Here is a 13305-nt window from a genome sequence, read left to right as displayed (position 1 = left end):
AAACATCCTGCCCCCCTACAACTGGAGGGCTCCCTGCTGGCTACGGCCAGCAGGCGCAGTTCCCGGCACCTGTCGCTCGCGGTGACCAACCACCCATACCCGGTTGTAAGATACCCCCCCGATACAACCGAACAGGAACCAGAGCCAGGAGTACAATGAGCTATTGGGCAACTGGTTCATCATCATAAGTGCCGCCACCAGCGCAGCACCGGTGTATAAAGCACGACGATCATTCTCCGAGCTCTTTCCGGCTATTCCCAGCGCGCGAAAAACACTACATGACATCAGGCCAAAAAGCCCGGCGAACATGATTAAGCCGTAGCAACCCAGCTGGATAATCCAGAAGCCATCGGTAACGGAGTCCGAAAGCCGGTTGCGTCCCCAAGCGCCCCATCCCAGCAATATCTTTTCCCGCGCATGCTCCAGCAACCGCTCCTCGTGATAAAAGCGGAAATCAAGCGATTGCGCCCTGCCCTCGCCAAATAGTGCGGCGAACTCGACGAATTCCTGATGGGGGAAGAGGTCCATAATACAAAGCAGGGGATAGGCGATGACAGTGACACAGATCAATCGGATCAGCAGCCTGGTCAGGAACTGCGGCATCAACATTATGGAGCAGAATCCGATAAAACCGATCAACCATGCGGCAACCGACTTGCAGACAACCAGGATCAATGCAAGGTAAAGAGTCACCAGCACGTTGGGCAGTGCCGTAATCCGCTGGCGGGCCCGGGACAAGACTGCCGATGCAAGAAAAGGCACAGTAAAAAAGAGAGCCAACAACAGGCCGTGACCGACAAAAACGACTGGCCTGAAGCCGCCAAAGCGTACCTGCTGGGCAAAACTGTGGGGGAAAAACCCATAAACCATGGTATGCAATTGCGGACTCATACGGGCTTCATAAAGCACCAATGGTGTATAGGCCAATCCAAAGAAAACCAGCAGACGGAATACCTTTATCAGGTCTTCGTCTGTTTTTACCAATGCCAGGCCCAGGACAAACGGCAACAGCATCAGGTAGGTCTCGGCAATCGCCGTCAGGCTATCTTTGATAGCCAGCCCCCGAATGAAGATCTCCCCGTCAAAATAAGGTTCCCCATTGGTCATTACCGTGGCGACCGGCGAAAGGAGTAGCACGATTACAATGATGCGTTCCAGTCCCCGCACCGGTATACCGATAAAGCCGGTCCCCCGGGCGACAAGACAACCGATTGCTGCGCAGATTACCGGGATGCTTTCCTGGTCCAGGGGTGGAAGCAGCGGCAGGTCAAACTCGACTTTAACCGGCAGGAACAGGTAACCACCAATGATCGTGATAAAAGTAGCGGTCAGCGCACTGAGGCGCGCATAAAGCACCGCCGCCAATGCCGGCCACAACAGTAATGCCAGTTGTGCTATTGCGTTGGGCATCATCAGGTTGCCTTCAGGCCGGCTCGCGCGGTGTTGCCAGAGGCCTTATCTGCCAGGCATTGTTTGATTTCTTCAAGCAGGTGCAGGGTATTTCGGTGGATATCAAATTCGCCGGCCACCAGCTTTTGGGCCCTGGCTACCCGCGCCACGAGTTCTTCCGGCTCCACCCCAATCAACGAATGCATACATTTGGCCATAGAGTCCGGGGTTGGATCCGCCACCTGGCCTGTCTCACCGTCGATGACCAACTCGGGGATTCCCGATACAGACGTGGATATCACCGGTATACCAGTGAGCATGGCTTCCATCAGTGCCACCGGGATGCCATCCATATCCCCGGCACTGTCGCGACAGCATGGCAGCACGAAACAATCAATCTGCTCCAACCATGCCCTGACCTCTGTGTTGGCGATTGCCCCCAGGAAGCTGACTTCCGCTTGCAGACCCAACGTAGATACCTGGCTCTGCAGTTTGTCCCACAGTGGCCCATCGCCCGCCACTTCCAGCTTGAACTTTATCCCACGCTGCTTAAGCAACAGGCAGGCGTCCAGTAATATATTGAGACCCTTCTTCTCCACCAGGCGAGCAAGAAAACCGAAGCGGAATACTTCGTGCTGACGCCGGTACTGCCGTGCGCTGAACTCCCGGCTGTCCACGCCACAACGAACCAGCCGTAGCTTATCAGCGGGTATTCCTTTGTCCTGTAGCCAGCCAATGTTAAACCGGGAAATGGTACTTATGAACGCAGCACGCCTGGCCTTCCGGGGCAGCAGGTAGCCACGCTGGAACAGGTCATTGGCATGGGCGGTTACAGAGAATGGGATACCGGACAGTAGGCTTGAGTACATCGCAACATCGGTGCTCACGTGTGCAAAATGTACGTGACAGTGATCGACCTTTCGCCTTGACAGCTCTCGCGCAAGGCAGGGGGCGATGACTCCCCTGTAACAAAGGCCGATAGCTGTTTTCAGGTCAGGCAACACCGATATTGCATCTGTGACCACAGTCGTAGCCAGACGCCAGTACCTGAGCGGATTCCTGAAACAAAAATGCAGGTGGCTACGGAAAAGCTTCGCTTTTCCCTGGCCATAGACCCTGGTTGTACGTCTCGCCAACGCCTCCTGCCGGCTATCTCCCGTAGTCGCCATCGGGGCATGAATGGAAAATGGTTCGACTTTCAATCCAAGGTCTTCAAGGATATAGATTTCCTTGTAAACAAAAGTACTGGAAAAGCCGGGAATTTCCGGTGCGATGTAGGCAAGTACAGGATCAGGCATTGGCAGGTGCCCCGCCGGAAACCTGGACGTTATTATCCCGTCGCGCCGACTTCCAGCGCTCAAGCCCTGCAGCCTCATACTTTTCGATCGCCCGCCGCTTACCAGCCACCAGTGAATAAAGCTGGAATGCACGCAGGTAATTAATAAATTCACGGTCGGGGAACCGGGGTTTACGCGACAGCCAGCTCCGCAGGTAACCCCAGAGTACGGCCATGCTGCCAACCATAAAGGGGTAGTCAGCGATTCTGAAGACAGCCGTAGCGGCGAGGTACAGGAACCCAGTGCCCATAAAATACTGGCCGTAACCGTGGCGCATCTTGCCGGTAAGTATCCCCCGCTGGCTCGACCCCATGATCCGCAAGTGAATAAAACGGAGATCCGGCTCATCCCAGCTGCGGGCGCGCCAGCCAAGCATCCTCGCACGATGGCAGTCAATGGCATCCCACATTACCTCGCGGACAATCCCGCCAATTTCCCTGAAGCACTGGGTTCGGTAAAACTTGGTCATCCCGACTGACATTTCATCGCCACGCCGCTCACTTACCAGCCGGCCATCGCGCATATTATAGGGCTTACCACTGGCACAGCCGAGTCGCGGGTCGGCTGTCATTTTCTGCAATAGTGTTTCGAAATAGCGGCTTGGCAACTCAACATCCAGGTCCAGCTTGCATATGAAATCAAATCGATCCAACTGCACTTCTTCCAGGCCGGCATAAAATGCATCGACTACTCCGGGGCCAACGTTACGAAAGCCCCGGTTATCACGGCGGAGGACACGGATAAAGTCGTATTTCTCCCGGTAGCGCTCAAGAATTTCTGGTGTTCTATCTGTCGAACCATCATCGACGATCAGCCACAGCGTAGGTGGAACAGTCTGGTTTATTACGCTGTGTAGGGTGTTCTCGAGATACTCCTCTTCATCCCGACAGGGAGAGATGATGACATACGGTTTTTCTTTGATTGCCAACATGGGTAACAAGCCTAGTTTTCCGTCGTTACCACAGGCTGGCGTTGATCTCGCCTGATGCTGCGGTAGATTGCCGGGAGCGCAAGTAAATTCCTGAAGTAGCGGGGCGCAAGCCGACGCGGATTCGATAGCATCCTGTGCACCCATTCCAGTGACAGTTTCTGCAGCCAGCGAGGCGCCCGTTGCTGCTGGCCGGACAGGAAAAGCAGGGACGCGCCCACGCAGAGAGTCACTCCTCGTGATTCCGGCTCCTGTGCGAACAGGTAAGCCAGTAATTCCTGTTGCGGGGATCCCAACGCAAGGAAGATATAATCTGCTTTTTGTCGCAGGATAAACTGCACCAGGGTTTTCACCTCCTCTTCCCTGTGGATAAAACCCATGCTCGGGTTGTAGTGCGCCAGATTGAGGTGTGGAAAACGAGACCTGATTCTGGAAAAGACTGATTCATCCCCGCCGATCAGCAGGACACGATCCCGGGATGTTAGCTTTCCCTTAAACAGTGCTTTGGTCAGCGTGCTGCCGGGGACTACCTCGGGCACCACGATGCCCTTCAAGCGCAGCATATGGGCGAGGATACGGCTGTCACAGAGTGAAAGCCCGGCGCTATCATAGGCAGCCTGGAGCCGGTCGCATTTCTCCCCGGTCACCAGGCGCTGCATGTGATCGATATTCGGCGTTACTACAAATTGATTGGTATCCTGCCGACTCATTGACACGATTTTCTCGAGCGCCGACGCCATGGTCATCCGGTCGATATGACAGGCACCGATTGTGCGCTGGTGATGGATCATGCAGGGAACTCCTTTCCCGCGATACGCTATTTATATTCGATCAATTCACGTGGTTTCTTCACCCACTGGCTGGTGAAAAATTCCAGCACGCCGAGCAGTTGTGCAAACTTCCCCACGACTACGGAGGTCGCATAGATAGCTGCTGAAGCCCTGGTCTCGCTTTCCTTGCGCACCCGCCGCCCAAGATAGACACGCACAGCCAGGGCCAGGTAAGTGACTGGTAGTAATGCCAGTAACAACGGGCCCAGCAACAGGCTCAAAAACAGTAGTGCAAGCGGTAGCAATGCACTGTAAAAGATAATGCTGCGGACTTCCCGCCAGCGAAAACCGCGTCCGTCACCGGAATGCAGGTAGGCGCCCTGTGCATATGCGTGCCCCGCCCGCTTGGCGCGGAGCCAGAACTGGGAGAAGCGGCTGATATCAGCGTCATGCAGGGTCATTTCATGTGGGATTCGCTGGATCCTCCAGCCCGCACTACGAAGCCGGTAACACAGCTCCGGCTCCTCTCCCGCGATCATGTCGCTGTTGAACCCATCTACTGCCCGGAATGCCGCCACTCTCACTAAAAAGTCGCCGCCGCTGGAGTCGGCCTCACCAGTGGGGGTATCCCACTCCATGTCACAGAGTCGGTTGTAGATGGAAGCATCGGGATGGAGCTCCCGGCGGCGGCCGCAGACCACAGCTGTGCCCGGACTCTGCTCGAGCACCATGATCCCGCGGCCAAGCCAGGTCGGGTCCAACACACAGTCACCATCCACAAACTGGATCAGGGTGAGCCCGGGAAAGCGTTCGAGCAGGCGTGCCGCACCCTCGTTACGGGCCCTTGCCGCGGTAAATGGCCGGGCGGGATCGAGCCGCACGACGGATTCGACCATGTCGGCGGCCTGCGCGGCACTGCCATCGGTCGAGCCCGAGTCCACATAGACAATGGGGTATGCACTCGCCGCCAGGGAGTCGAGGCAGGCCTTCAGGCGCTCCCCCTCATTGCGGCCGATAACCACAATGCCGAGTTTTCCCGGTGCCCTCTCAGCCGGCATGCTTGGCCTGCTCGTTGTTACTGACCAGCCTGTTCACCAATGCCCGTCGGATCCTCGCGACCAGGCCCTTTGGCTGTCGTGATAATTCCTCCTGCTTGCCATCGGCGCGCAGGAAAATTGTGCTGTGAAGGTCCTTTTTCTGCTCGCCCCGTTCACCGGCAGTGTAGTAATACAGCGCCAGGGAAACACGGTGGCGATCCTCCGGGCAGCTCAGCGGGTGTGGATGGCCATGAAAGCTCTTGGCGGTGGTGGAGAAAATCGCCATACGGTTGAAGATCGGGGCTATGGATTTCTTGCAAACCTTCTCCCGTGCGCACCACAGCTCAAAGTTTCCCCCCCACTCTTCCAGCCAGTCCTTGTTCAGGTAAATCAGCACGTTGATACGGCGGTAGACATTCATACGGCGATGCCCGTTGAAGTCCACATGCACCCCCAACTTTCCACCGGCCGGTATTTTGTGCAGGCCGGCGCCATGGAGGTAGGGATCGGGAATCAGTCCCTGGATGCCTGTCAGCTGCTCGAGAAATTCAAGGAATGGCGCCGAATTTAGCGTATGGATAAAAGTCCGGGTTACCGGGCCCATGCTCAGGTCCGAACTCATCTGGAATTTTTTCTCATACTTTGAATTGAATTCACGCCAGTATTTCTGACCACGCTCGAATTCTTCCAGTACCGCATTCAGGACCTCGGGTGAAAACACATCATCGTATACCCCATGGGCAAACGGCAGCGCACTACGATAGTCCTCTGCGCTCTCCCGCACCAGCGTCTTCAGCTGCTCATTGGGAAGGTAGTCCTGGTAAGTAAACTCTTTCATTTTTCTGTTTCAGCTTAATTACTGGCCAGGCGGGCCATATGATTCAGTTAAGCGCCCGGGTGTCCGGGCTCATGGTTATGCTTGACCGTATTCAAGCCACGCAATATCTATACCGACTGGTGATTACGCAGCCTTTTGACAGCACGTGCCCGATCGCGATGACAGAGTATTCAGGAGGGAAGCTTCTTCTCGACCCGCACAGCCGGGCACAAAAGGAAAACAGCCAGCGCTGGGCCACGACCGTGGCCCATCGGCAATTTGAGAGGTAATCATCTTGTCGCGCTCCCTGCGCATATATCGCGACCCTGGTAGGTAAGCCGCATCCCTTAATTTTTCGCCGGCCCTGCCGACGAAGCAGTTTCCATGCGCCGCCGGGGCGACCAGGGAATACGTAAAGGCTCTATCCTGGCCAGGATATCGCTCAGCCACGCTCCCCTTCAGCTGCCTGTGACCGCGACAGCGGGTTACTGCGAAAATAGTAGGGACAGATTATTGATAAATTTTTTTTCAGTGTAAATGGTGCGCTCGAGTTTTTAGCTTACGTATAAATACAGGGCTTCAAGTGGTACAAAACAGCCAATAAGTGGAGTCAATTAGTTCTTAGGTATTAAGTGCCTCCCCGGAATTTAGGCATCGTTGGCCAGAGCGTTTCTTCCCGGGACACAGGTTGGGAATGCGCGATCACGGAAAGGCGATTTCAGTAGTCTCATCACTCTGCCCACAACATGATGAAGCACGTGCCGCCGTCATGCTGGATGAGCCCGCTGGCCACCAGCACTGTAATGGTGCACCTGAACTGGCCGGCAAAACCCTACCCCTCCGACGGGGCGCCACTGTGCTGTTGTCCGGCATCCGTAACGTGGCGAGGTGAACAGTGTGGGTAGTCGATCAGGGCCCGGGGCCGTCCTCGCATTTACCGCTATCAATATCGCACGCTTTGCCCCGGTGGAAAGTGCCATCTGTCTCGAGGCATGCCGACTCTGTTGCCGGGGCCGAACAGGCATCCGGGCCCTCCTGGCAGCAGCCCACCTGGCCGCTCACCCCGTCCCCGGGATTCTCCTGCCCGTCGCGTTTCGGGCCGCACCCGGCGAGCGCGAGCGCCAACAGCGACAATAGCAGCACCCTTACCATCATTTGCAAAGACTGCATCGGCACACCTCCCACAATTTCGTCCCAGCAAAATGTCGTCGCGGCAACCTGCCGCGACTCGGGTTGAATCGGTTTATCGAGCCTGGAGCGGATTCAGGCAGCCTTCGGCACCTGTTGCTCAATCATCTGCGCAGCCTGCTCAGAAATACCGAGCTTTTCTGCCAGTCGATCCATGTATTCATGTTCGCGCGGGTTGTCCTCGTTGATGGTCATCGCGGAAACAAGGTACATATCAAATGCCGTGGCGGGGTCATTGACCCTGTCTACCAGGCGATCAATATTCACCGGTGTGGTCATTAACTCTCGCAACTCCGTCAGGTCATCCTGATCCAGCTGACCTTCCAGGGAACTGAGGATATTGCGCTGTTCATGTTCGTCGATACGCCCATCGGCCTGGGCCGCTGCCACCATGGCATGCAGCATCAGCTCGGCCTGTTCCTCACCCTCGGCGCCACTGTCATTCGCGGCAAAACCAAACAGCTCGCCCTGGCCGGCGCCCTGCCAGGCACGGGAATCACCCGCAGGACCCAGTGGGCCCTGCTGGCCGAACTTGCCATTCGTACGCCCGAAGATCTGCCCCAGCAGATCGGTCAGGTTGCCGCCGCGGGGCGCTGCCTGGCTGCCCCCGCGCTGCTGCATCTCCTGGAAAATGCGGCGGGCGATATCCATTAATACCGTGGCCCCGCCGGCCCCGGCCGCACCTGCCCCGGCTGTGGAGCCACCAAATACGTCGCCGCCGCGTCGGGCCCCACCTGGCACCGTGCCCTCACTGCCCCGGCCGGTGTGGCGGCCAAAGATGTCATCCAGGCCGCTGTCCTGGGGCCTGTTCAGGCTGCCGCCGGTGGGCGGGGGTACCCGGGAGAAGTCGGGCGGGGGGATGTTTGGCGCCCGGGTCTGGGGCGCCTGGCGTCGTTTCTTGTTCAACATCGAGATGCCGGCACCCACCAGGGCGCCCAGTAAGAGTTTCCTGTTCATGGAAGCCCCCGCTAAGTCTGTCCAGTACAACAGCACTTTAATGAGAACCGACAGGAACCCCCATCTGCAGAGCGCCCGTGACCATCGAGTCCAGGGCAATAGCAAGGCCTTGATTCCAGCCTGCCCTTTCCCAATTCTGCGGAGCCGGTACAATCGGCCCCCCGCCGGGCCGGCGCCTGGTACCCCGGCCCCGGGCACAGCCCCTACTGGCAACATCGTTACCGGTTAAACCGATTCCACCGCGCCGGACGGACTGCTAGCCTGAAACTATTCACGAAGGACGACCTATGATTCTCGCCGCCCTCGCCATCATTGCCGGTTTTGCCCTGCTGGTCTGGAGTGCCGATCGCTTTGTCGAGGGCGCCGCCGCGACCGCCCAGCACGCCGGTATGCCGCCCCTGCTGATCGGTATGGTCATCGTCGGCTTCGGCACCTCGGCCCCGGAAATGGTGGTATCCGCCATGGCGGCGCTGGATGGCAGCCCGGGCCTGGCCCTGGGTAATGCCTATGGCTCCAACATCGCCAATACGGGCCTGATCCTGGGCCTGACCGCGATCATGATCCCCCTGGCGGTGCACTCCAAGATCGTGCGCAAGGAATTGCCGCTGCTGCTGGCCATCAGCTGCCTGACCGGCGCCTTCCTGTGGAACGGCAACCTGGAGCGCTGGGAGGCCGGTGTACTGCTGGCGGGATTCTTCGGCCTGATCGGCTGGTCCATCTTCACCGCATTGACTGGCAAGGGAGATGCGGTCGAGGGTGAGATCGCGCAGGAGCTGGAGGAACACGCCATGCCACTGGGCCGGGCGATTTTCTGGGTGGTGGCCGGCCTGGCACTGCTGATCATCAGTTCCCGCATCCTGGTCTGGGGCGCGGTCACCATCGCCGAGTCACTGGGTGTCAGCGACCTGATCATCGGCCTTACCATTGTTGCCCTGGGCACCTCGCTGCCGGAACTGGCCGCCACCGTGGTCGCCGCCCGCAAGGGCGAACACGATATCGCCATCGGTAACGTGGTGGGCTCCAATATGTTCAACCTGCTGGCGGTGGTGGGGATCGCCGGCGTCATTGCGCCCATGTCGAGCGTTCCGGCGGAGGTGCTGTCCCGGGACTGGCCGATGGTGGTGGGCCTGACCGTTGCGCTGTTCGTGTTCGGCTACGGTTTCCGTGGTCGCCAGGGCCGCATCAACCGCTTCGAGGGTGCTGCCCTGCTGCTGGCCTATGTGGTCTATAACGCCTACCTGGTAATGACCATTACCCGGGTTGCGGGAGCTTAAACAACTCCCACTACTTATTCTTTCCGTGTTCCAGGCGCGCCAGCCGCGCCTGCAGCCGCTCGATCTCCTCCAGCAAGTCGATCGCCAGCGCGGCCCCGGCCAGGTTCACCCCCAGGTCGCGCTCAATACTATAAACCCGGCGCACGCGACGGACACAGATCCCACTGAAGCGCCAGCGGGTGCGCCCGCGTCCGCGGGGCTCGATTACCCCCTCCTCCACCAGCGCCAGCACTGCCTCCGCGGGAATACCGCAGGCTCGGCACAGCTCACCCAGGGTCAGCTCACTCTCTTCATCGAGCAGCGCGCCGCTGATTTCCCTGTGATTATCACCTTGCATTGGCCCTCTCCTTTCAGCTGCCCAGGTTACTGCGCGGGTCGAAACTGAAGGCGCGACTGAACTCGCTGTACGCCTCCTTCTCTGCCTCACTGCTGGCCGGTGGGGTCACTACCTGCAGCACCACATACAGGTCACCGGGTTCAGCGGCCGGTATACCGCGCCCCTTGAGCCGCAGTTTGCTACCGCCGCGACTGTTGGGGGGGACGGTCAGCTGGATCTCCCCCGCCGGGGTCGGTACCTTCACCTTCGCGCCCAGAGCCGCCTCCCAGGGCGCCACCGGCAGGTCCAGGTACACGGTCTTGCCCTCCACCGAGTACAGGGGATGGGGGTTGAAGCTGATTTCCAGGTAAAGATCACCGGGCTTGCCCTCGCCGAAGCCGGGCTCGCCCTGTCCGGCGAGGCGGATCTGTTGCCCCTCGGTCACTCCCCTGGGGATCTTGACGTTGAGCTTGCGCTCCTTGAGGTGCGGCCGCCCGTCGGGCCCCAGCTCGGAGTGCTTGAGCGCTATCTGCCGACTACCGCCCTGATAGCTGTCCTCCAGGTCGATGGCGATCTTGGCATAGGTATTTTCGCCCCGGGCGTGAAACTGCTGCTGGCGCGCCCCGCCATAGCCGTGGCTGAAGCCACCGCGCCCGAACAGGCTCTCGAAGAAGTCACTGAAGGCGCCCGCATCCGCTTCGGTGTAACCGCCGCCGTGGAACTCAAAACCCTCATCCCAGTTGGGCGGCGGGCGGAAGTCCTGGCCCGCGTGATAACCACTGCCGACCTGGTCATAGGCTGCGCGCTTTTCCGGGTCTTTCAGTACTTCATAGGCCTCGCCCACCTCCTTGAAGCGGTCCTCGGCATCGGCCTCCTTGCTGATATCCGGATGGTATTTGCGTGCCAGTTTGCGATAGGCACGCTTGATCTCGTCCTGGCTGGCATCCCGCTCCAGGCCCAGGATCTGGTAGTAGTCCCTGTACTCCATGTCGCTTCATTTACTCCGAGCCCGGGAAACCCTGGCAATCATGCGCGAACAATTGCGCTATTGAGCGGTGGGCGACTGCGATCAGGCTTCCCTTATCAGGCAACAAACACCTTTAGCCAGCACTACGTCCCGCCGAGTATCGTTTGCGTCCGATACGAGTCGCCTCGCTAGCAATCATAGAAAGAAATCCCGGCCGTGCGCCGTATTTGGCCCCTGTTGCCTCATGGACGCTCATGGTCACTCTATTGTTAATCGGAGACGGACAATCCCGTTACATAACTTTAGTGATCAGGAGGTAGCTGTGCGGCTATTCATGGAAGTGCGTATTCCTGTGGAGAAGGGCAACGACAGTAAAGCGGATGGGTCGATGGCTGAGGTATTAAAAGCCTTCATTGAGTCTGCCAACCCGGAAGCGGCCTATTTCCACCTATGGGAAGGCAAGCGTGACGCGGTTTTTGTTTTCGAGGAAACAAACCAGGCCAAACTCATGGAATACAATGAGGTACTTTTTGCGGCCCTCGATGCAGAAATCCGGATACAACCGACCCTGTCCCTCAAAGAACTGATGAGCAATCTGTAGCCTGGGCCCTGCCTGCTTTAATTACACTGCCCCCAAATCAATACATCGGCTTTACAGCGATGGAGATAGGTAAAGTTCCATGGCACGTTATTGAAATAAAACCCTGATTGCGCGCTGCCCAGCCACCTATGACTGCACATAACCTGATCCTCAACGTCGACAGCTACAAGGCCAGCCACTACCTGCAGTACCCGCCGGGGGCGGAGTATGTGAGCAGTTACATCGAGTGCCGTGGCGGCGACTTCCCCGAGGCGGTGTTCTTCGGCCTGCAGGCGTACATCCGCGAGTACCTGCTCACCCCCATTCATATGGGCGATATCGATGAGGCCGAGGAAATGCTCCACAGCCATGGCCTGCCGTTCCACCGCGCCGGCTGGGAGCACATCCTGGAGGAGCACGGCGGGCTGCTGCCACTGGAGATCTCGGCGGTACCGGAGGGCACGCTGGTGCCGCTGCACAATGTGATGCTGCAGGTGGTCAATACCTGCCCGGCCTGTTTCTGGCTCACCAGCTATATCGAGACCGGGCTGGTGCGCGCCATCTGGTACCCGGTGACCGTGTCCACCCAGAGCCGCCTGATCAAGAAAATCATCGCCGGCTACCTGCGCGAGACGGCGGATTCCCTGGACGGGCTGCCGCTCAAGCTGCACGACTTCGGCGGCCGCGGCGCCAGCAGCCTGGAGAGCGCCATGCTGGGCGGCATGTCGCACCTGGTGAACTTCCACGGCACCGATACCGTGTCCGGGCTGGTGGGGGCCCGGCGCTACTATGACGAGCCCATGGCCGGGGTATCCATTCCCGCCGCCGAGCACAGCACCATGACCGCCTGGGGCCGTGAGCGCGAGGCGGATGCCTACGCCAATATGCTCGACCAGTTCGCCGGCCCCGGCAAGATCGTGGCCGTGGTCAGCGACAGCTGGGACCTCTGGCACGCGATCGAGAATATCTGGGGCGGGGAGCTGAAGGAGCGGGTAATCAACAGTGGCGGCACTTTAGTTGTGCGGCCGGATTCCGGCGACCCGGTGGAGATCGTGTGCGAGAGCCTGGAGCGCCTGATGCGCATCTTCGGTTCCACCACCAACAGCAAGGGCTACCGGGTCCTGCCGGATTTCATCCGCGTGATCCAGGGGGATGGCGTCGACCGCCACTCCATCCCCGAGATACTGCAGGCGATGCAGGACCGGGGCCTGTCCGCCGATAACCTGACCTTCGGCATGGGCGGCGCCCTGCTGCAGAAACTCGACCGCGACCTGATGAGCTTTGCCATGAAGGCCAGTGCCATCTGTATCGACGGCGAGTGGCAGGATGTCTGGAAGGACCCGGTCACGGGCCCCGAGAAGAAGTCCATGCGCGGCCGGCTGGCGCTGGTGCGGGACGATGCCGGGGAAATGCAGACAGTGCGCCTGGAGGAACTGGGCGAGCGCACCAACCTGCTGCGACCGGTGTTCCGCGATGGCCGGCTGCTGCGCGAGACTACCTTCGCGGAGGTGCGCCGCCGGGCCGAGATCTGACTATCGCCCACAACCGGCGAACGGTTCACTGTCGATCCGCTGGGCGCCCCGGGGCGCACCACCTCCCCGAGCCCGCTTCAATTCATCCGCCCCTGCCTTCCGTTTAACGACCGCCGCTTTACAAGCCCCCCGCGACCGGAAGATCCTGATCATTGGTCAATTTTTTTGCATTCCGGGCACCTGCCGCGGGATGTCCTGACCGGCCATCACCAT

13 protein-coding genes are annotated in these 13305 nt (G+C 59.0%); 3 read left to right on the top strand and 10 right to left on the bottom strand.

Features of this window, described 5'->3' with window-relative positions:
* Positions 1-15 precede the first annotated feature (15 nt).
* The 8 genes from LVE68_RS11330 to LVE68_RS11295 all read right to left on the bottom strand — a co-directional run bounded on the left by LVE68_RS11330 (position 16) and on the right by LVE68_RS11295 (position 8423).
* Positions 16-1413 (bottom strand): hypothetical protein, encoded by a 1398-nt coding sequence (locus tag LVE68_RS11330; protein ID WP_232940476.1) that lies wholly within the window; start codon positions 1411-1413, stop codon positions 16-18.
* Complete coding sequence (locus LVE68_RS11325) at positions 1413-2687, bottom strand: glycosyltransferase family 4 protein (protein WP_232940475.1); 1275 nt, start codon at positions 2685-2687, stop codon at positions 1413-1415. Before LVE68_RS11325 ends, LVE68_RS11330 begins: the two co-directional genes overlap by 1 nt.
* The gene (locus tag LVE68_RS11320) at positions 2680-3657 is read right to left on the bottom strand and encodes a glycosyltransferase (RefSeq protein WP_232940474.1); all 978 of its coding nucleotides are present in this window, start codon (positions 3655-3657) and stop codon (positions 2680-2682) included. Before LVE68_RS11320 ends, LVE68_RS11325 begins: the two co-directional genes overlap by 8 nt.
* Before the next feature lie 11 nt (positions 3658-3668).
* Positions 3669-4445 (bottom strand): WecB/TagA/CpsF family glycosyltransferase, encoded by a 777-nt coding sequence (locus tag LVE68_RS11315; protein ID WP_232940473.1) that lies wholly within the window; start codon positions 4443-4445, stop codon positions 3669-3671.
* A gap of 26 nt (positions 4446-4471) precedes the next feature.
* Entirely contained in the window at positions 4472-5482 is a 1011-nt protein-coding gene (locus tag LVE68_RS11310) for a glycosyltransferase (RefSeq protein ID WP_232940471.1), read from the bottom strand.
* On the bottom strand, positions 5472-6299 hold the full coding sequence (locus LVE68_RS11305; RefSeq protein ID WP_232940470.1) for a 2OG-Fe(II) oxygenase: 828 nt from the start codon (positions 6297-6299) through the stop codon (positions 5472-5474). Before LVE68_RS11305 ends, LVE68_RS11310 begins: the two co-directional genes overlap by 11 nt.
* Before the next feature lie 888 nt (positions 6300-7187).
* The gene (locus LVE68_RS11300; protein ID WP_232940469.1) at positions 7188-7448 is read right to left on the bottom strand and encodes a hypothetical protein; all 261 of its coding nucleotides are present in this window, start codon (positions 7446-7448) and stop codon (positions 7188-7190) included.
* Positions 7449-7541: 93 nt separating this feature from the next.
* Positions 7542-8423 (bottom strand): DUF533 domain-containing protein, encoded by an 882-nt coding sequence (locus LVE68_RS11295; RefSeq protein ID WP_232940468.1) that lies wholly within the window; start codon positions 8421-8423, stop codon positions 7542-7544.
* 287 nt (positions 8424-8710) lie between these two features.
* Between LVE68_RS11295 and LVE68_RS11290 the strand changes: the two genes are divergently transcribed.
* Entirely contained in the window at positions 8711-9697 is a 987-nt protein-coding gene (locus LVE68_RS11290; RefSeq protein ID WP_232940467.1) for a calcium/sodium antiporter, read from the top strand.
* A 10-nt stretch (positions 9698-9707) separates the two neighbouring features.
* On the opposite strand, the gene LVE68_RS11285 is transcribed toward LVE68_RS11290, so the two are convergent.
* On the bottom strand, positions 9708-10034 hold the full coding sequence (locus tag LVE68_RS11285) for a chaperone modulator CbpM (RefSeq protein WP_232940466.1): 327 nt from the start codon (positions 10032-10034) through the stop codon (positions 9708-9710).
* Between the two features lie 13 nt (positions 10035-10047).
* On the bottom strand, positions 10048-11001 hold the full coding sequence (locus tag LVE68_RS11280; RefSeq protein ID WP_232940465.1) for a DnaJ C-terminal domain-containing protein: 954 nt from the start codon (positions 10999-11001) through the stop codon (positions 10048-10050).
* Positions 11002-11314: 313 nt separating this feature from the next.
* Between LVE68_RS11280 and LVE68_RS11275 the strand changes: the two genes are divergently transcribed.
* Positions 11315-11581 carry a hypothetical protein gene (locus LVE68_RS11275; protein WP_232940464.1) on the top strand — a complete coding sequence of 89 codons (267 nt, stop codon included), beginning with the start codon at positions 11315-11317 and terminating at the stop codon, positions 11579-11581.
* A 128-nt stretch (positions 11582-11709) separates the two neighbouring features.
* Positions 11710-13092: a nicotinate phosphoribosyltransferase gene (locus tag LVE68_RS11270; protein WP_232940462.1), complete on the top strand. Its 1383-nt coding sequence runs from the start codon at positions 11710-11712 to the stop codon at positions 13090-13092.
* Positions 13093-13305: the final 213 nt, after the last annotated feature.

Source organism: Microbulbifer sp. YPW16, from assembly GCF_021290385.1.
GTDB classification, from domain to species: domain Bacteria; phylum Pseudomonadota; class Gammaproteobacteria; order Pseudomonadales; family Cellvibrionaceae; genus Microbulbifer; species Microbulbifer zhoushanensis.
The sequence above is the reverse complement of the archived record's forward strand: the minus strand, read 5'-3'. Positions and strand labels throughout refer to the sequence as shown.

Coding starts and splice junctions, on each gene's coding strand:
- LVE68_RS11330 (WP_232940476.1), bottom strand. CDS start 1,413: ATGATGCCCAACGCAATAGCACAACTGGCATTACTGTTGTGGCCGGCA.
- LVE68_RS11325 (WP_232940475.1), bottom strand. CDS start 2,687: ATGCCTGATCCTGTACTTGCCTACATCGCACCGGAAATTCCCGGCTTT.
- LVE68_RS11320 (WP_232940474.1), bottom strand. CDS start 3,657: ATGTTGGCAATCAAAGAAAAACCGTATGTCATCATCTCTCCCTGTCGG.
- LVE68_RS11315 (WP_232940473.1), bottom strand. CDS start 4,445: ATGATCCATCACCAGCGCACAATCGGTGCCTGTCATATCGACCGGATG.
- LVE68_RS11310 (WP_232940471.1), bottom strand. CDS start 5,482: ATGCCGGCTGAGAGGGCACCGGGAAAACTCGGCATTGTGGTTATCGGC.
- LVE68_RS11305 (WP_232940470.1), bottom strand. CDS start 6,299: ATGAAAGAGTTTACTTACCAGGACTACCTTCCCAATGAGCAGCTGAAG.
- LVE68_RS11300 (WP_232940469.1), bottom strand. CDS start 7,448: ATGCAGTCTTTGCAAATGATGGTAAGGGTGCTGCTATTGTCGCTGTTG.
- LVE68_RS11295 (WP_232940468.1), bottom strand. CDS start 8,423: ATGAACAGGAAACTCTTACTGGGCGCCCTGGTGGGTGCCGGCATCTCG.
- LVE68_RS11290 (WP_232940467.1), top strand. CDS start 8,711: ATGATTCTCGCCGCCCTCGCCATCATTGCCGGTTTTGCCCTGCTGGTC.
- LVE68_RS11285 (WP_232940466.1), bottom strand. CDS start 10,034: ATGCAAGGTGATAATCACAGGGAAATCAGCGGCGCGCTGCTCGATGAA.
- LVE68_RS11280 (WP_232940465.1), bottom strand. CDS start 11,001: ATGGAGTACAGGGACTACTACCAGATCCTGGGCCTGGAGCGGGATGCC.
- LVE68_RS11275 (WP_232940464.1), top strand. CDS start 11,315: ATGGAAGTGCGTATTCCTGTGGAGAAGGGCAACGACAGTAAAGCGGAT.
- LVE68_RS11270 (WP_232940462.1), top strand. CDS start 11,710: ATGACTGCACATAACCTGATCCTCAACGTCGACAGCTACAAGGCCAGC.